The following is a 16,531-nucleotide window of genomic DNA, read 5'->3' on the forward strand; positions in this document are numbered from 1 at the left end:
GGGGGCGGCACCTGGCCGTCCGCAAAGTCAGTCTGCACGTGTGGGTGGCGCGGCACATCGCGGCGTTGCCACGGTGCCGCGTGGAGCGCGAAACCCGCACTGATGTTGATTTATCCGTGTGCTTTACGCGACGGAACACGCCACAGCTTTCTAGAGACTCAGCCATGAGTGACCACCACGATGATGATTTTCGTATCCGCCCCAATGCGCCAAAGCACCGGGGACAGGGCTTTGTTTCCAAAGTGCTCAAGCAGACAGGCAAAGCCAGTGGTGGCAAATCCTCGGCACGCCGTCAGACATCGGCGGTTAGCGCTGGCCAGCGGCCCGGCTCATGTTTGGGGCGTGGCCATACCGCCGCACGCTTTACGGGCTCCTCACTGACGCCGTTCTCGCGCCGTGTCACTATCAAAACCCTGTTGGTCAATCAGCGCCGGGCCAGCCCGCAGTCGATGGGGAAGCACCTGCGCTATATCGAGCGCGACGGCGCGGGGCGTAATGGTGAGCCAGGCCGAGCCTATGGGCCGCAGATTGACGAGGCCGATCTCGATGCTTTCAAGGAACGCTGTCAGGGCGACCGGCACCATTTCCGTTTCATCCTCTCGCCCGAGGATGGAGCCGAGCTAGGCGATCTACGCACTTACACACGTCACCTGATGAGCCGGATGGAAGCTGATCTGGGCACGCAGCTGGATTGGGTGGCAGTGAATCACTGGAACACCGACAACCCACACACGCATCTGGTTGTGCGTGGGCGTGACGACACTGGCAAAGACCTCATCATCGCCAGCGACTACATCGCCCATGGTATCCGCCATCGCGCCGCGGAACTGGCGACGGAATGGCTGGGGCGGCGTACGGAACTGGAGATCCAACAGACCTTGCGGCGCGAGGTGGAACAGGAGCGGTGGACGAGCCTGGATCGCAAGCTTCAACGAGAGGCTGGCGATGACCGCCGGGTGCAGATCGAACGCTTTATCGACCCGACGATGCAACGCCAGAGACAACTGCTCATTGGCCGCTTACAACACCTGCAGCGTCTGGGCTTGGCAGACGAGGTGCAGCCCGGTAACTGGGACATTCACGCCGATGCTGAGAAGACATTGCGTGCCCTGGGTGAACGTGGCGATATCATCCGCACCCTGCAACGGTCCATAAGCGGACTGTCACGAGAACTGGCCGTCTTTGAACCGGGTGAAAGCGGGCGCAGTGTCACCGGGCGTGTGGCTGGTAAGGGGCTCGCCGATGAACTGCACGACCGGGGGTATTTGGTGATTGATGGCGTGGATGGCAAGGCCCATTACGTTTCACTCAACGCCCGTGACGAGTTGACGAACTATCCCACCGGCGCCTTGGTGGAAGTGCGCGGTTCTGCTGAGCTACGTGCGGCCGATCGCAACATCGCGGAACTGGCAAGCGATGGCCTGTACCGCACAGACCATCACCTGGTCATCGAACAAGGCCGAGCCAAGGTTGGGCGCGACCCGCAAGAAGTTGTCGCGGCCCATGTTCGTCGACTGGAAGCGCTACGTCGTGTGGGCATTGTAGAACGCGTGGCCGAGGGGCTATGGAAGGTGCCGGGCGACCTGCCTGAGCGTGGGCGTCAGTATGATACTCAGTGTCTGGGCGGTGTGGCGGTGGAGCTGAAATCGCACCTGCCCATCGAACGTCAGGCGCGCGTGATCGGCGCTACTTGGCTTGATCAGCAACTAATCGGCGGTGGTCGAGGATTCAGTGACATAGGTTTTGGTGGAGAGGTGAAGGAAGCGTTGCAGGAACGAGCCGACTTCCTCGAAGAACAGGGGCTGGCCCATCGACGCGGCCAGCGCGTAATTCTGGCGCGCAACCTGCTGGGAACGCTGCGCAATCGTGAACTGGCGCGAGCTGCCAAGGACATTGCCGCCGAAACGGGGCTGGAGCATCGCCCAGTGGCCGACGGACAGCGCGTGACCGGCATTTACCGGCGCAGCGTCATGCTCGCCAGCGGGCGCTATGCCATGCTCGATGACGGCATGGGGTTCAGTCTGGTGCCTTGGAAACCGGTCATCGAGCAGCGATTGGGGCAGCAGGTTGCTGCGACAGTGCGCGGTGGTGGGGTGTCGTGGGAGATTGGAAGGCAGCGCAACCACTCCATAAGCTGACTTGCGCGATGACGAGGAATTAACTTCTGGCTACGGGTGGGAAGTGTTCCGTGAGAAACTTTACAAAGCTGCGTAGCTTGGCAGAATGATACCGATCGGGTAGATAGACGATGTTCATGGGACGACTTGGCAGACCTTGCTCTGGGAAGAGTTGAACTAAACGCCCAGCTTTAACATCAGCCTCCAGCAAGATGGTGGATTGCAGAACGATGCCCATACCATGCAGTGCGGCGATGCGAAGTGCTTGACCGTTGTTCACTTGAATTCGTCCAGATACTGATCGGCGAGGCTCTTCTTTGCTGCTACCCAACCAATAGGACAATGCCGGTGGGCTAAACGACAGGCAATCGTGATGTCTCAAGTCTTCTACTGTTTCCGGTATACCCCGGTGGGCCAAGTAGTCTGGTGAAGCGCACATCATCAGCCTGTATGGCGTAAGTGGCTTTGCGACCAGAGGCGCGTTCTTCGGCAGCGTGCCAATGCGAATGGCAACCTCGAATCCTTCCTCGACCAAGTCCATCACACGGTCCGAAAGGATCACATCGAGTCTGACCTCGGGATAGAGAGCCATATAGACCGACAAGGCAGGAATCAATGCATGCGTCCCGAAAGCGACAGGGGCTGTGACTCGCAGCTTGCCGGCAGGCGCCAACTGCTGATGCTGCGCCTGCGCATCGGTCTCGGCTACCAAGCGCAGAATCTCTTTGCATCGGGTGTAGTAGTCCTCGCCGAATGCCGTCAGATGCTGCCGTCGAGTCGTTCGGTTCAGCAATTGCATTCCCAATCGCGATTCCAATGAGCGCAGATGCTTGCCTGCCATAGTCGCGGAGATGTCCAACGTGGCAGCGGCCGCACTCAGGCTGCCTTTCTCCACCGTCAGCACATACACCTTCATGCTGTCCAACAAGCCCATTAAAAACTCTAGGTTTAATATCTATAAAGTTATATGCAGTTTATCAAATTATGGTATTGAATAAAATGCTTGGAGCAGTCCTGGCGGGAGGCCGCATGGCTTCTAGCCTCCTTCCCTGGACGGACTCTCACTCTCATAGGAGGACAACGTGGAATTACATCTAAAGGGGCGTACAGCACTAATCACCGGCGCGAGCAGCGGCATAGGCGTCGGTGTTGCACGTATTCTGGCCAGCGAGGGAGCGCGCGTAGCAATTACTGCACGTCGGGACAATGAGTTGGAACAGACTGCTTCCCAAATCGCTGCGTCCATTGGACAAGCTCCGATCGTCGTGAGCGGTGATATTACAGAACCTACCGATGTCGCGCGCATTGCCGCTGAATCCGCGACGGCTCTCGGTCATATTGACATCTTGGTCAACTGCGCAGGCGCCTCACGTCCGACAGAACCATCCGCTTCCGATGACCATTGGGACGAGGCGTTTGCTCTCAACTTCTCTGCCGCGCGGCGTCTGACGCAAGCCATCCTTCCAGAAATGCGTGCTCGCCACTGGGGCCGCGTCATCAACCTCAGCGGCTCAATGGAGCCTCGATCGCTAAATGCCGCGACGGCAGCGAAAGCCGCCTTGCACCTTTGGGCCAAAGGACTGTCTTGCGACGTAGCCGACGAGGGAATCACGATCAACACGATTGCACCAGGTCGGATCAACAGCAACCAAGTGTTGAACAGACTGCATCCAACTGATAAGAGCAGACAGGAATTCATCTTCCGCAACATTCCCATCGGATATTTCGGTGAGCCGGAAGACATCGGCCATCTGGTGGCATTTCTTGCTTCGCCATTGGCTCGTTACATCACTGGCGCAGTCATTCCTGTCGATGGCGGAATGCATTTCTTCGCACATTAGGGCGCCCTATGATGTGGCTATCTCGGAGTACGTCTCTCTATGATGAGATGGCGTGATGGAACTGCGTCATCTTCGCTGCTTCCTAGCCGTAGCCGAAGAACTGCACTTCGCCCGTGCAGCAGAGCGATTGCACATTGAGCAATCGCCACTGTCTCGCACCATCAAGGAACTGGAGGAAGACCTGGGCGAACAGCTGTTCGTCCGTACCAGCCGCAGCACCCGATTGACACGGGCCGGTAAATTGTTCTGGGAGCATGTGCCGCGCATCTTCACTGCCTTGGAACAGGCGCGCGACAGCGTGAAGGCTGCCGCTAATGGCTTTCATGGCCAATTGCGTATCGCACTATCCGACGGCATTACACCGTCGCGTCTGCCGACCTTGCTGGCACAGTCTCGGCAGGAGGAACCCGAAGTCGAGCTGCGCTTGTTTGAGGTGCCTCTGTCGCAGCAACTCAAAGGGTTGCAGGACGACCTGTATGACGTGGGATTCGCCCAATCCGATGAAGTGGGTGACGGCATCACGGTTAAGGCGGTGTGGCGTGATCCGCTCATGGTGGCAGTGCCGGCCCGGCATCCATTGCTGATACATAAACGCATCCCTCTCGATGAAGTGCTGCGCTATCCACTGGTGCTATGCGATCCCAATGCCTGCGAAGGCCATGCACGCCAGGTCGAGCGGGTGTTGCGGCGTGCGGAGCAAGAACCCTTGATCGCCGAGCGCGTGGCCTCCTGCGACCTGATGATGGCGCTGGTGTCGGCCGGCTTTGCTCTGGGCCTGGCGGGCGCGCCGCACATCGCTTCCAGCCGCGAATCTGGTGTGGTCGCTCGGCCACTGGCGGGCTGTTCGCCGATCCTGACGACTTATTTACTGCATCGGGAAGCGGAGACGTCGGGAGTACTCGCCCGGTTCATTGAGCGGGTACAGGCTATTGAATCGCCCGAGGGCGTCAGGCTAGTGCCACCGGCCGAATCTGATCAGGAGGAAGCCGAACTATGAAAGAGGTCGTCCCATTACCAGTGGCGGAAGGAAGCGCGTTGCTCAATGATGGTATTGGGTTCAGCTCGGTATCGTGGGAGCGGGTGGCCGGGCAGCAACGTGGTCTCCCTATCGGTTAGCTGATCTGTAACTCGGCGGTTTCCAGTTCCCAGGTAGTGGTCTTGGCTGCGTGTATTAGGCGCCAACGTCTTCAACGCATGGGTGTACCTTGCCCTCTACCCGTCATTGTTTGAACAGTGTATCGACCATGAAGTCGATAAAGACACGCAGCTTCGGCGCCAGATGTTTGCTCGACGGCCACAGTAGCCGGAATGAGCCCTGGTGTTCGACATGCGCCTCCAGTACCGAAACCAACTCTCCCCGCCCAATGGCCTGTCGCACCATAAAGTCTGGCAAGCATGCGATACCAAGACCCGCCAAGGCCACGTCCATCAAGGCGGCAGATGTGTTGCACGTCATGCTGGCCGGCACCTCACATTCCGGCGCTCCCTCGGCGCGCTTCAAGGGCCACGGCTCGAGCTTTCCCGTGGAGGGAAACTTGTGCTGCACGCAGGCGTGATCGGCGAGATCTTCAGGAACCTTGGGCGTTCCGTGGTCTGCCAGGTAGCCGGGGGAGGCGACCAGTTGTAGCCGATAGCTGCCGACCTGACGGGCCATCAAACGCGAGTCGGTGGGTTCTCCGGTGCGCATCACCACATCGAAGCCCTCCTCGATCACGTTCACTAAGCGATCCGAGAAATCCACGTCCAGTTCGATGTCGGGATAACGTCGCATAAAGGCGGTCAGCGCGGGCATGACCAGCATGCCGACCAGGGGCAGGCTGATACGCAGACGACCCCGTGGCGCTTGCTGGGTTTCGGACAGTTCCAGCTCAGCCGCTTCAATTTCACACAGGATGCGTCGACAGCGCTCCAGAAACAGTGCGCCTTCGTTGGTCAGGGTAATACTACGCGTGCTGCGATGAAGCAGGCGCACCCCCAATCGCTCCTCCAACCGGGACACGCTCTTGCCCACCGCCGACGAGGACACGCCGAGGATACGCCCAGCCTGGGAGAAGCTGCGGGTTTCCGCCGCTTGCACGAAGAACGCGATGCCGTTGAGCGATTCCATCGTTGAACCTATTTACGAATATTTGTCCGTTATGTTTAGAACATTAGCATTATTGTCCTGTATTGGAAACCTCTTTAACATGGCTAACTAAATTCAATTCGTGCCGATTCCGTGCCATTTGTGGGCGTGATTGGTACTCGAAAGGGCAAAACTATGACAAGTTCGACAACAACGGCGCTTGGCAGTGACACGGATCAACGTGTAGCACGCCTTCCTATCGCATCGCTGCTGGCACTAGCGCTAGCAGGTTTCGTCACCATCCTCACTGAAGCCTTACCGGCGGGTTTGCTGCCGCAAATCAGCGCTGGCCTGGGAATCTCCGAGGCGCTGGCCGGGCAGTTTGTCACCCTCTATGCCATCGGCTCACTGATGGCCGCGATTCCTTTAACGGCCGCCACGCAGGGTTTTCGACGCCGACCGCTGTTGCTGGCAGCTCTTGCCGGCTTTGTCATCGCCAACACTGTCACGACATTTTCCAGCAGCTATGCCCTAACCATGGTCGCTCGCTTCTTGGGGGGTGTGTCGGCCGGACTACTTTGGGCACTGCTGGCAGGCTATGCCGCGCGCATGGTGCCCGAACACCAAAAAGGCCGGGCCATCGCGATTGCTATGGTGGGAACACCGTTGGCGCTGTCGCTCGGCGTTCCTGCGGGTACATTTCTTGGCAATCTGGTGGGCTGGCGGATGTGCTTTGGCATCATGAGCCTACTGGCGCTGGTGCTCATGATCTGGGTCCGAGTCAAGGTGCCAGACTTCGCTGGGCAAGCGGCCGGAAAGCGGTTTACGCTGAGGCATGTGTTCTCCTTACCGGGAATGCGCTCAGTACTTTTTGTGGTGCTGGCCTTCGTACTGGCTCACAACATTCTCTATACCTACATCGCGCCGTTCCTGACGACGGCCGGCATGGCAGAACGAACGGATCTGGTGCTACTAGTGTTCGGCATCGCATCATTGCTGGGCATCTGGATCATCGGCGTGCTGATCGACCGCCACCTGCGTGTGCTGACGCTTACCAGTACGTTCGTGTTCGGCCTGGCCGCGCTGGCACTCGGGGTGGCGGGCGATACGCCTGGCGTGGTGTATACGGCGGTTGCCGCATGGGGCTTGGCCTTCGGCGGTGCAGCGACACTGTTTCAGACCGCCATCGTCAAAACAGCAGGAGATGCGGCCGACGTTGCGCAGTCGATGCTGGTCACAGCCTGGAACATGGCGATCGCAGGTGGTGGCATTATCGGCGGCATTTTGCTGGACCGCCTCGGCGTGGCCGCATTCTCGCCTGCCCTAATGGTGCTGCTGGCGGCAACGCTGATCGTCGTGTGGGCGGCTAGGCATCACGGTTTTTCTGCTGTGCAAGAGTAAGACAGGATGGAGCTTCGACATTTGCGCTGCTTCCTGGCCGTAGCTGAAGAACTCCACTTCGCTCGTGCGGCGGAGAAACTGCACATTGAGCAATCACCTCTGTCGCGCACTATCAAGGAGCTGGAGGAAGATCTGGGCGAACAGCTGTTCGTCCGTACCAGCCGCAGCACGCGACTGACGCGGGCCGGTAAATTGTTCTTGGGGCATGTGCCACGCGTTTTCACCGCTTTGCAGCAAGCCCGAGACAGCGTTAAAGCTGCTGCAAACGGCTTTCATGGCCAATTGCGTATCGCGCTATCCGACGGCATCACACCATCGCGTCTGCCGACGTTGTTGGCACTGTGCCGACAGGAAGAACCGGAAGTCGAAATACGACTGTTTGAAGTGCCGCTGTCGCAGCAGATCAAGGGGCTGCATGACGACCTATACGACGTGGGATTCGCGCAGTCCGATGAGGTGGGTGATGACATCACGGTTGAGGCGGTGTGGCGCGATCCGCTCATGGTGGCAGTACCGCCCCGGCATCCCTTATTGACCCACAAGTGCATTCCTCTCGATGAAGTGCTGCGCTACCCACTGGTGCTATGCGATCCCAAGGTATGCGAGGGCCATGCACGCCAGGTCGAGCGGGTGTTGCGGCGTGCGGAGCAAGAACCCTTGATCGCCGAGCGTGTGGCCTCCTGGGACCTGATGATGGCGCTGGTATCGGCAGGCTTTGCTCTCGGCCTGGCGGGCGCGCCGCACATCGCTTCCAGCCGCGAACCTGGTGTGGTCGCTCGGCCATTGGCGGGCCGTTCGCCGATGCTGACGACTTATTTACTGCATCGGGAAGCGGAGACGTCGGGAGTACTGGCCCGGTTCATTGAGCGGGCACAGGCTATCGAACCGCCCGAGGGCGTCAGGCTAGTACCGCCGCCCGAAGTTGATCAGGAGGAAGTCGAACTATGAAGTAGATCGTCCCATCGCTACCGGCATTTACTGGGGCATCGGCATGCTCACTAACGGACGCTATGCGATGCTTGATGATGGCATGGGATTCAGTCTCGAGCCCTGGAAGCCGGTGAACGAGCAGCGACTGGGGCAACAGATCGTCGCGACGGTGCGCGCCGGCGGCGTATCGTGGAAGATTGGGCGGCAGCGAGGACCAACCATCGCCTAGGATACTGTTTTCTCACATTTCGCATAAACCACCAAGCGTAGATGGCGTTCTGCGTCGATGGTCAATGAAGTGTGTTCAAATTCAACCACCTCACCATCCAGCCTAAGATCGCGCACGCCGTTGCAGGGCGCATGAACATCGTGCGTTCGCCACCACGCCTTGAATTCCGGCGACACCCGTTCCAACTCGTCCACCAGTTCATGAATATCGGCTTCCTGCGTGGCGCGGGCGAAATCGCGGCGAAAGCTCGACAGCATCAGCGGGGCTTGTTCTTCCCAGGCGTCTACGCGCTCGTGCAGGACGGAATCGGTAAACAGCAGCCAGAGCAAGTTGCGACGCTCGGGTGCGTGCTTGCCAAAGCCGAACAGCGCGTCTGCTGGAGCATTGAAGCCCAGCACGTCCCAGCGCAGGTTGAGCACGAAGGCGGGGTGTGGCAAGTCGTGCATCAAGCGCCGCACCAGTGATGGCAGCACGCACCACGTCTTGCCTGGCTCGGCCGGCGGGCGTTCGTGGGCCAGCAGAAACAGGTGGCGGCGCTCTGCTGCATCTAGCTTCAGCACCCTTGCCAAATTGTCCAGGAACGTGGCTGACACGCCTATGTCACGGCCTTGCTCCAGCCATGTGTACCAAGTCAACCCGACACCGGCGAGTGCTGCTACCTCCTCTCTGCGAAGCCCCGGCGTACGCCGACGTCCTCCACTGGGGAGGCCTACATCAGTGGGCGATAGCCGCTCACGACGTGCGCGCAAAAAAGTCGTGAGTTCGTCGCGCGTTCGTTTCAGGGTGCGCATCGCTTACCTCGTTGCTTTTAGTAATAGTATAAATAGTTAAATTGTACTCGTTTAAAAAAGATTTGAGAATGATCACTTTATGACTTTGGAGATGCAATATGAGCGATGATTCATCCCTTCTCACAACGAGTACCATCCCTACAAAAAGCGCCCCGTGGCTGGGTCTGTCCATCCTGTTACTGGCTGGCTTCGTCACCATCTTTGACCTGTTCGTGGTCAATGTGGCCATCCCCAGCATGCAAGTAGGCTTGGGCGCGAGCTTTGCGCAGATCGGCTTTATCGTCGCGGGTTATGAACTGGCTTTCGGTGTGCTGCTTATTACGGGGGGGCGATTGGGGGATTTGTTTGGGCGCCGTCGATTATTCATCGTTGGCATGGCGGGATTCACGTTGGCATCGGCGATGTGTGGGTTGGCCCCCAGCGCAGATTTTTTGATCGTTGCACGCGTCTTTCAGGGCCTAGCCGCTGCATTGCTGTTCCCGCAGGTCTATGCTTCCATTCGCGTCAATTTCAACGGTGACGATAGTCGGCGCGCCTTTGGCTTGCTGGGTATGACGCTGGGCCTGGCCGCCATCGCCGGCCAGGTACTGGGTGGGTGGCTGGTGCATGCCGACTTATTCGGACTGAGCTGGCGTACGATCTTCCTCATCAACGTACCTATCGGGCTGTTCGCGATCAGAGCGGCGTGCTGCATTCCCGAGTCCAGAGCCGAGCAGCGCCCAGCATTGGATTGGATTGGAGTGATACTGGTCAGTAGTGGACTGACGCTCTTGCTGGTGCCGCTGATTGAGGGGCCTGGGCAAGGTTGGCCTGCCTGGAGTCTGTGGAGTCTAGGCGGCGCTGCAGCGCTGATGGCAACGTTCTACTGGTATCAGGAGCGGCAGCGGATAGCTGGCCGTCTTCCGTTAGTGGATATGCAATTGATGAGGCAACGCCGCTTTGCGCTGGGCGCATTGTTGGTGCTGCTGGTCTATTCCACATCCAGCTCATTCTTTTTATCCTTTGCCTTGCTGGTGCAGACCGGGTTTGGGCTTGACCCCTTCGTCGCGGGCAGCATCTTCGCGCCATGCAGCGTGGGCTTCGTCCTGGCATCACTAACCGCACCCCGGCTGGTGGCACGATGGGGAACGCGCGCTATCGTCGCAGGCGCGTTGGTCTATGCAGTTTCCATCGGACTGCTGATTACGCAGGTCCAGAAGGCTGGCGCGGAGCTGGCGCCGGTACGGCTGATTCCCATGCTAATCGTGGTCGGAGCCGGTCAAGGCTTGATCATGACGCCGCTACTGAATTTGGTGCTGGGCTTTGTCAAAGAGAACCAGGCCGGTATGGCATCGGGTGTGATTTCTACCGTTCAGCAGATTGGTGCGGCGCTGGGTGTAGCCGTGGTCGGCATTCTGTTCAGTACAGCGTTGGCTGCAGGAGATGGTGCAGCAGTGCAAGCGGGCCAATACGCCTCGGCCTTTGTCGCGGGAATGCTCTATAACTTGGGAGCTGCGCTGCTGGTTTGTCTTTTGTTGCTTATTCTGGCAAGGGCACAGAGGTCGACGAACTGATAAGGGGCGGCAAGCAATGGAGTTTCGACACCTGCGTTGCTTCCTGGCTGTCGCCGAAGAACTCCACTTCGCCCGAGCAGCGGAAAAGCTACATATCGAGCAGTCGCCACTGTCGCGCACTATTAAGGAGTTGGAAGAGGACCTGGGTGAGCAGTTGTTTGTGCGCACTAGCCGCAGCACGCGGCTGACTCGTGCAGGCAAACTGTTTCTGGAACATGTGCCTCGTGTCTTCACTGCGCTGGAGCAGGCGCGCGACAGTGTGAAGGCGGCCGCCAACGGTTTTCACGGCCAGTTGCGTATCGCATTGTCCGATGGCATCACGCCGTCGCGCCTGCCGTCCTTGCTGGCACTGTGTCGGCAGGAAGAACCCGAGATCGAGATCCGCCTGTTCGAGGTGCCGCTGTCACAGCAGATCAAGGGGCTGCATGACGACCTATACGACGTGGGATTCGCGCAGTCCGATGAGGTGGGTGATGACATCACGGTTGAGGCGGTGTGGCGCGATCCGCTCATGGTGGCAGTACCGGCCCGGCATCCCTTATTGACCCACAAGTGCATTCCACTGGAAGAAGTGCTGCGTCACCCCTTGGTGCTGTGCGACCCGCAGGTCTGTGAAGGCCAGGCGCGCCAGATTGATCGTGTCCTGCGACGGGTCGAGCAAGAACCCATGATTGCGGAGCGAGTGGCTTCGTGTGACTTGATGATGGTGCTGGTGTCGGCCGGGTTTGCTTTGGGGCTGGCGGGCGCGGCACACATCAGTGCCAGCCGTGAGTCGGGCGTGGTCGCCCGGCCACTGTCGGGGCGTTCGCCGATGCTGACAACCTATTTGCTGCACCGGGAAGCGGAGGCGTCTGAGGTTCTGTCCCGTTTCGTCGAGCGGGTGCATGCCATCGAGTCCCCAGACGCCACAAGACCTGTTCGCCCAATTGAACCTGATCCCGAAGAGGAGGTTGAGCCATGAAACGAGTTGTCCCTGTATTGCTGATAGCAATGCTGACTGCCTGCAACCCATCGAAGCCACCTAATCAGGAAGCAACTGCCGCCGCTAACGTACCCAGCGTGGACGAGTTGGCTGCCGACCCTGACCGAATGAAGGAACTGCGTCAGCAGTGCAAGACCGACCGGCCAACGCTGGGCGACGTATTGTGTAACCGGGTGGCTGAGGCCACGCGCAAGCGATTCTACGGTGATGGTGATACCCCCTATACGCCGCCGGAAGACTCGCCGGCATTCTGATTGTCCGCCACTCATATAGAAATTCCGCTTTTCTTTGCTGACACGCCGCAGCACGCCCACGCTTGCCTTGTTTCTACGGCCCATCCTTCTGCATGAAACGATGCTTTTTGCATCACATAGCTTTCGATAACGGTCTTTGACCGGCACTGGTCTGGCACTGATCCTCGCGTTATGCGGCACATTCTCGTGTCGTGATTGACCGAAGAATTAACGCGGGAATACTGGAGGCCAGCCAATGCAAGCTCAGGGCGTTCTGTTTGGGCAGATCGCTGCCGTTTTCGGCATCGTGATCGCCGGTGTGTGGGGAGCCACACAATGGACTGCCGCCGCTCTGGGCTATCAGCTACGCCTCGGTTTGCCTTGGTTTGATCTCTTCGGCACACCGGTTTATCCCCCTTGGAAATTGTTCGAATGGTGGTTCTTCTTTGGCGCTTACGCGCCGGAAGTTTTTGACACCGGTGGAGCGATTGCCGGTGGCAGTGGCCTGATGGCCGTCGTCGTTGCCATCACCATGTCGGTATGGCGTTCTCGGCAATCCAAGCGGGTCACCACCTATGGGTCAGCACGCTGGGCCAGCGCCTCCGACATCCATAAGGCCAAACTGTCCGATCCGGTGGGTGTTTTTCTCGGGCTGCACAACGACCAATACCTGCGCCATGAAGGTCCGGAACATGTACTGGCCTTCGCACCGACGCGCTCCGGCAAGGGTGTTGGTCTTGTCGTCCCAACGCTACTGTCTTGGCCCGCCTCTGTGGTTATCCACGACATCAAAGGTGAGAACTGGCAGCTCACTGCCGGCTGGCGTTCGCGCTTCTCACACTGCCTACTGTTCAATCCCACCGATGCGAACTCGGCCGGCTACAACCCGTTGCTGGAAGTACGGCGTGGCGCGCATGAAGTGCGCGACGTGCAAAACATCGCCGACATTCTGGTTGATCCCGAAGGCGCGCTAGAGCGTCGCAATCACTGGGAAAAAACCAGTCATGCGCTGCTGGTGGGTGCCATCCTGCATGTGCTTTATGCAGGCGAAGACAAAACGCTGCGCGGTGTCGCCAATTTCCTGTCCGATCCGGCGTGCCCGTTCGAGCTGGCCCTGCACCGAATGATGACGACGAAGCACATGGGCGATACGCCGCATCCAGTGGTGGCTTCTGCCGCGCGGGAAGTTCTCAACAAGGCAGACAATGAGCGTTCGGGTGTGCTCTCCACCGCTATGTCCTTCCTGGGGTTGTACCGTGACCCCACGGTGACGGAAGTCACGTCACGCTGTGACTGGCGCATCGCTGATCTTATTGCGGCCGAGCACCCTGTTTCGCTGTACCTGGTGGTACCGCCATCGGACATCAGTCGGACTAAACCTCTTATCCGGCTGATCCTAAACCAGATCGGGCGACGGCTCACGGAATCGCTTGATGGTTCCGATGGAATCGAGCGCCGCCACAAGCTGTTGCTGATGCTCGATGAGTTCCCGGCGCTTGGCCGGCTCGATTTCTTCGAGACTGCGCTGGCTTTTATGGCCGGCTACGGCATCCGCAGCTTCCTCATCGCACAAAGCCTGAACCAGATCGACAAAGCCTACGGGCAGAACCATTCGATTCTGGACAACTGCCATGTGCGAGTGACGTTTGCCACCAACGACGAGCGTACCGCCAAGCGCATTTCCGAGACGTTGGGCACCGCCACCGAACTGCGCGCGCAGCGCAACTACGCGGGCCACCGGCTCGCGCCTTGGCTCGGGCACCTGATGGTGTCGCGTCAGGAAACGGCACGGCCGCTGCTGACGCCTGGCGAGGTGATGCAGCTTCCATCCGATGAAGCCGTGGTGATGGTTTCCAGCGTGGCGCCGATCAAAGCTAAGAAACTGCGTTACTACCTTGATGCCAATTTCAAGCAGCGCGTGCTGCCGACGCCTGTAATCGCGGCGGAGCATTACATGGATGCGCCCCCGTCTCGACCCGACGACTGGAGCGGGTTGGTGATGCCAGCCGTGTCGGCGCCACCGGCGGAGACGCCTGTCGAGGAAATGAAGAATACCGCCACGACCGATGACGGTGGCCCACGCCGCCAACCCGAACTATCCGAGACAGTCGCTTACAGCCCTGAGCCGGAACACGCGGCCAGCGATCTGGCATTGCTCGATGACGACGAGCCGGTGGCGGTACTTCCCGGCCAGCTCGACCCTGCCATGCAGCGCGTCGCGCGTCTGACGTCCCTCAACCCTGATGATGGAATTGAGCTATGAGTCGATACCGATTGAATCTCTTTATCCAGCCCGAGCACGCCAAGCGACTGGACGAATTGGCCGCCAAGAAAGGCGTCTCGAAATCCAGCATTGTCGCGGCCGCCTTGGCGTCCTGGCTGTCACCGGATGCGGCCGACCAGCGCGAAGCTGCCATCGCCAAGCGGCTGGATCGCCTGTCACGCCAGTTCGAGAAGTTGGAACGCGACCAGAACATCGAGATCGAGACGCTGGCGCTGTTCGTGCGCTACTTCCTGACAGTCAGCACGCCGGTGCCAGAAGCGCACCAGGATGCGGCCCGCGCCCAGGGCAAGGCGCGTTTCGAGCAGTTCGTCGAACAACTCGGCCGCCACCTACTGCGTGGCCGCAGCTTGGTGCGTGACGTGGTGGAGGAGCTTCATCCTGACCCGATGCGCATGGACGAGACGGCAGCAACGGCCGAGGCGCGGGAGCATACCTCATGAGCTCCGTTCCACAGACTTCCGCTGCAGTTGCGCTGGATCGGCGTATCCAGATGCTGCGCACAGCCATGGGGCCGGTGATCGCTGCGGCGCTGGAAGATCCGGACGTGATTGAAGTCATGCTCAATCCCGACCGCACGCTGTGGGTGGATCGTTTGTCCTCCGGCCGTGCCCCGCTGGGAGTGGAGCTGTCTGAAACCGATGGCGAACGCATCATCCGGCTGGTAGCTGCACACGTTGGCGCAGAAGTGCATCGTGGACAACCATTGCTAACTGCCGAGTTACCGGAGACGGGCGAGCGCTTTGAGGGCATCTTGCCGCCGGCTGCGCCGGGACCGGCCTTCGCCCTGCGCAAGCGCGCTGTGGGTGTGATTCCGCTGGAACGCTATGTCTCCGCCGGGATGATGACGGCGCAGCAGGCCGACTTCCTGTGCGGTGCGGTGCGCGAACGGCAGAACATCCTTATCGCCGGCGGTACCAGCACCGGCAAAACCACATTGGCCAACGCCTTGCTCGCGGAAATTGCTACCACCGGCGACCGGGTGCTGGTGCTCGAAGACACCATCGAGCTGCAATGCGCTGCCCATGACCACGTACCGCTGCGCACCCTTGCCGGCGTCGTAACCATGGGCGAACTGGTGCGCGCCACCATGAGACTGCGTCCTGATCGCGTGATTGTCGGTGAGGTACGTGGTGGTGAGGCGCTGGATCTCATCAAGGTCTGGGGCACGGGTCACCCCGGTGGTATTGCCACCATTCATGCCGGTTCCGCCCTGGGAGCTCTTTTGCGACTGGAGCAATTGATTCTCGAAGTCGCGGTGAATCCACCGCGCCCGCTGATTGCCGAGGCAGTCAATGTCGTTATTCATATCGCCGGGCGTGGCCGCAAGCGCCGCATCACGGACATTGCCCGGGTGATGGGCCTCGACCCTGCTGGCTACCGCCTGGTGGACGCACTGGACACAGCCTTGCCCGAATTGCCACTGCCATCTGATTCAACCCCGTCCCCCTGTCCCATTGGAGAATAACCATGACACACAACCTTGCCCGTTTTCATTTATATCCGCTTTTCCGCTCCGTCTGGCGAGGGTTGCTGCTGACCGTGCTGATGCTCTTGCTGGTTAGCACAGCGCAAGCTGCCGGTTCCAGCATGCCCTGGGAAGGCCCGCTACAAGCGATCCTCGAATCCATCCAGGGGCCGGTGGCACGCATTGTCGCGGTAATCATCATTATCGCTACGGGCCTGGCGCTGGCCTTCGGCGACACGTCAGGCGGCTTCCGCAAGCTGGTCCAGATCGTATTTGGGCTTTCTATTGCCTTCGCTGCGTCCTCGTTCTTCTTGTCCTTCTTCAGCTTTTCCGGCGGGGCCGTGGTATGAGCGCCGCCAATGAGGGGGGCTTGGCGTTCGCGCCCGGCTTCGAGATTCCGCTGCATCGCTCGCTGACCGAGCCGATTTTTCTGGGCGGTGCGCCGCGCACGGTCGCTATTGCCAACGGCACCCTGGCTGCCGCTGTCGGATTGGGCCTGCAATTATGGATTCCTGGCGTGGTGCTATGGATCGTTGGTCATTCACTGGCGGTTTGGGGAGCGCGGGTCGACGCGCAGTTCATGCAGGTCTTTGCCCGGCATATCAAGCACAAGCCGTTGCTGGACGTGTAGGGAGATGTC

Annotated in this window: 16 protein-coding genes and 1 pseudogene; 14 read left to right on the top strand and 3 right to left on the bottom strand. The window is 59.5% G+C overall.

Features of this window, described 5'->3' with window-relative positions:
- Positions 1 to 164: 164 nt before the first annotated feature.
- Positions 165 to 2,138, top strand: coding sequence for a relaxase/mobilization nuclease and DUF3363 domain-containing protein (locus H4J77_RS00125; protein ID WP_182246451.1), 1,974 nt, complete (start codon positions 165 to 167; stop codon positions 2,136 to 2,138).
- Between the two features lie 19 nt (positions 2,139 to 2,157).
- Here the strand turns inward: H4J77_RS00125 and H4J77_RS00130 are convergent, their stop codons facing one another.
- A complete protein-coding gene (locus tag H4J77_RS00130) occupies positions 2,158 to 3,051 on the bottom strand; it encodes a LysR family transcriptional regulator (protein WP_182246453.1) in 894 nt (297 codons plus the stop codon).
- A gap of 148 nt (positions 3,052 to 3,199) precedes the next feature.
- On the opposite strand from H4J77_RS00130, the gene H4J77_RS00135 reads away from it, so the two are divergent.
- Positions 3,200 to 3,958: an SDR family oxidoreductase gene (locus H4J77_RS00135; RefSeq protein ID WP_182246455.1), complete on the top strand. Its 759-nt coding sequence runs from the start codon at positions 3,200 to 3,202 to the stop codon at positions 3,956 to 3,958.
- Positions 3,959 to 4,013: 55 nt separating this feature from the next.
- A complete protein-coding gene (locus tag H4J77_RS00140; protein WP_182246457.1) occupies positions 4,014 to 4,955 on the top strand; it encodes a LysR family transcriptional regulator in 942 nt (313 codons plus the stop codon).
- Positions 4,956 to 5,177: 222 nt separating this feature from the next.
- Here H4J77_RS00140 and H4J77_RS00145 read toward each other — a convergent pair whose 3' ends face one another.
- On the bottom strand, positions 5,178 to 6,065 hold the full coding sequence (locus tag H4J77_RS00145; RefSeq protein WP_182246459.1) for a LysR substrate-binding domain-containing protein: 888 nt from the start codon (positions 6,063 to 6,065) through the stop codon (positions 5,178 to 5,180).
- 153 nt (positions 6,066 to 6,218) lie between these two features.
- Between H4J77_RS00145 and H4J77_RS00150 the strand changes: the two genes are divergently transcribed.
- From H4J77_RS00150 to H4J77_RS00160, 3 genes and pseudogenes are all read left to right on the top strand, one after another.
- Positions 6,219 to 7,424, top strand: a complete 1,206-nt coding sequence (locus tag H4J77_RS00150; RefSeq protein ID WP_182246461.1) for an MFS transporter — start codon at positions 6,219 to 6,221, stop codon at positions 7,422 to 7,424.
- Positions 7,425 to 7,430: 6 nt separating this feature from the next.
- On the top strand, positions 7,431 to 8,372 hold the full coding sequence (locus H4J77_RS00155) for a LysR family transcriptional regulator (RefSeq protein WP_182246463.1): 942 nt from the start codon (positions 7,431 to 7,433) through the stop codon (positions 8,370 to 8,372).
- 19 nt (positions 8,373 to 8,391) lie between these two features.
- Positions 8,392 to 8,583: pseudogene (locus tag H4J77_RS00160) on the top strand (DUF3363 domain-containing protein); the annotation flags it as partial.
- On the opposite strand, the gene H4J77_RS00165 reads toward H4J77_RS00160, so the two are convergent.
- Positions 8,580 to 9,374 carry a helix-turn-helix transcriptional regulator gene (locus H4J77_RS00165; RefSeq protein ID WP_182246465.1) on the bottom strand — a complete coding sequence of 265 codons (795 nt, stop codon included), beginning with the start codon at positions 9,372 to 9,374 and terminating at the stop codon, positions 8,580 to 8,582. The pseudogene H4J77_RS00160 and the gene H4J77_RS00165 overlap by 4 nt on opposite strands.
- A gap of 98 nt (positions 9,375 to 9,472) precedes the next feature.
- On the opposite strand from H4J77_RS00165, the gene H4J77_RS00170 reads away from it, so the two are divergent.
- The 8 genes from H4J77_RS00170 to H4J77_RS00205 all read left to right on the top strand — a co-directional run bounded on the left by H4J77_RS00170 (position 9,473) and on the right by H4J77_RS00205 (position 16,522).
- The gene (locus H4J77_RS00170) at positions 9,473 to 10,927 is read left to right on the top strand and encodes an MFS transporter (RefSeq protein WP_182246467.1); all 1,455 of its coding nucleotides are present in this window, start codon (positions 9,473 to 9,475) and stop codon (positions 10,925 to 10,927) included.
- Between the two features lie 16 nt (positions 10,928 to 10,943).
- Positions 10,944 to 11,888: a LysR family transcriptional regulator gene (locus tag H4J77_RS00175; RefSeq protein ID WP_182246469.1), complete on the top strand. Its 945-nt coding sequence runs from the start codon at positions 10,944 to 10,946 to the stop codon at positions 11,886 to 11,888.
- Positions 11,885 to 12,163 (top strand): EexN family lipoprotein, encoded by a 279-nt coding sequence (locus H4J77_RS00180; RefSeq protein ID WP_182246471.1) that lies wholly within the window; start codon positions 11,885 to 11,887, stop codon positions 12,161 to 12,163. Before H4J77_RS00175 ends, H4J77_RS00180 begins: the two co-directional genes overlap by 4 nt.
- A 235-nt stretch (positions 12,164 to 12,398) precedes the next feature.
- Complete coding sequence (locus tag H4J77_RS00185) at positions 12,399 to 14,405, top strand: conjugal transfer protein TraG (RefSeq protein ID WP_182246473.1); 2,007 nt, start codon at positions 12,399 to 12,401, stop codon at positions 14,403 to 14,405.
- Complete coding sequence (locus H4J77_RS00190) at positions 14,402 to 14,866, top strand: ribbon-helix-helix protein, CopG family (protein WP_182246475.1); 465 nt, start codon at positions 14,402 to 14,404, stop codon at positions 14,864 to 14,866. Before H4J77_RS00185 ends, H4J77_RS00190 begins: the two co-directional genes overlap by 4 nt.
- On the top strand, positions 14,863 to 15,891 hold the full coding sequence (gene trbB / locus H4J77_RS00195; protein WP_182246477.1) for a P-type conjugative transfer ATPase TrbB: 1,029 nt from the start codon (positions 14,863 to 14,865) through the stop codon (positions 15,889 to 15,891). Before H4J77_RS00190 ends, trbB begins: the two co-directional genes overlap by 4 nt.
- 2 nt (positions 15,892 to 15,893) lie before the next feature.
- Positions 15,894 to 16,241, top strand: coding sequence for a TrbC/VirB2 family protein (locus tag H4J77_RS00200; protein WP_182246480.1), 348 nt, complete (start codon positions 15,894 to 15,896; stop codon positions 16,239 to 16,241).
- Positions 16,238 to 16,522, top strand: a complete 285-nt coding sequence (locus H4J77_RS00205; RefSeq protein WP_182246482.1) for a VirB3 family type IV secretion system protein — start codon at positions 16,238 to 16,240, stop codon at positions 16,520 to 16,522. Before H4J77_RS00200 ends, H4J77_RS00205 begins: the two co-directional genes overlap by 4 nt.
- The last annotated feature ends 9 nt before the right edge of the window (positions 16,523 to 16,531 follow it).

It is taken from the genome of Pseudomonas sp. 5Ae-yellow, assembly GCF_014077575.1.
GTDB classification, from domain to species: domain Bacteria; phylum Pseudomonadota; class Gammaproteobacteria; order Pseudomonadales; family Pseudomonadaceae; genus Halopseudomonas; species Halopseudomonas neustonica.

Excerpts from the sequence above, each read along its gene's own strand:
- H4J77_RS00125 (WP_182246451.1), top strand. The coding sequence starts at position 165 with ATGAGTGACCACCACGATGATGATTTTCGTATCCGCCCCAATGCGCCA.
- H4J77_RS00130 (WP_182246453.1), bottom strand. The coding sequence starts at position 3,051 with ATGGGCTTGTTGGACAGCATGAAGGTGTATGTGCTGACGGTGGAGAAA.
- H4J77_RS00140 (WP_182246457.1), top strand. The coding sequence starts at position 4,014 with ATGGAACTGCGTCATCTTCGCTGCTTCCTAGCCGTAGCCGAAGAACTG.
- H4J77_RS00145 (WP_182246459.1), bottom strand. The coding sequence starts at position 6,065 with ATGGAATCGCTCAACGGCATCGCGTTCTTCGTGCAAGCGGCGGAAACC.
- H4J77_RS00150 (WP_182246461.1), top strand. The coding sequence starts at position 6,219 with ATGACAAGTTCGACAACAACGGCGCTTGGCAGTGACACGGATCAACGT.
- H4J77_RS00155 (WP_182246463.1), top strand. The coding sequence starts at position 7,431 with ATGGAGCTTCGACATTTGCGCTGCTTCCTGGCCGTAGCTGAAGAACTC.
- H4J77_RS00165 (WP_182246465.1), bottom strand. The coding sequence starts at position 9,374 with ATGCGCACCCTGAAACGAACGCGCGACGAACTCACGACTTTTTTGCGC.
- H4J77_RS00170 (WP_182246467.1), top strand. The coding sequence starts at position 9,473 with ATGAGCGATGATTCATCCCTTCTCACAACGAGTACCATCCCTACAAAA.
- H4J77_RS00175 (WP_182246469.1), top strand. The coding sequence starts at position 10,944 with ATGGAGTTTCGACACCTGCGTTGCTTCCTGGCTGTCGCCGAAGAACTC.
- H4J77_RS00180 (WP_182246471.1), top strand. The coding sequence starts at position 11,885 with ATGAAACGAGTTGTCCCTGTATTGCTGATAGCAATGCTGACTGCCTGC.
- H4J77_RS00185 (WP_182246473.1), top strand. The coding sequence starts at position 12,399 with ATGCAAGCTCAGGGCGTTCTGTTTGGGCAGATCGCTGCCGTTTTCGGC.
- H4J77_RS00190 (WP_182246475.1), top strand. The coding sequence starts at position 14,402 with ATGAGTCGATACCGATTGAATCTCTTTATCCAGCCCGAGCACGCCAAG.
- trbB (WP_182246477.1), top strand. The coding sequence starts at position 14,863 with ATGAGCTCCGTTCCACAGACTTCCGCTGCAGTTGCGCTGGATCGGCGT.
- H4J77_RS00200 (WP_182246480.1), top strand. The coding sequence starts at position 15,894 with ATGACACACAACCTTGCCCGTTTTCATTTATATCCGCTTTTCCGCTCC.
- H4J77_RS00205 (WP_182246482.1), top strand. The coding sequence starts at position 16,238 with ATGAGCGCCGCCAATGAGGGGGGCTTGGCGTTCGCGCCCGGCTTCGAG.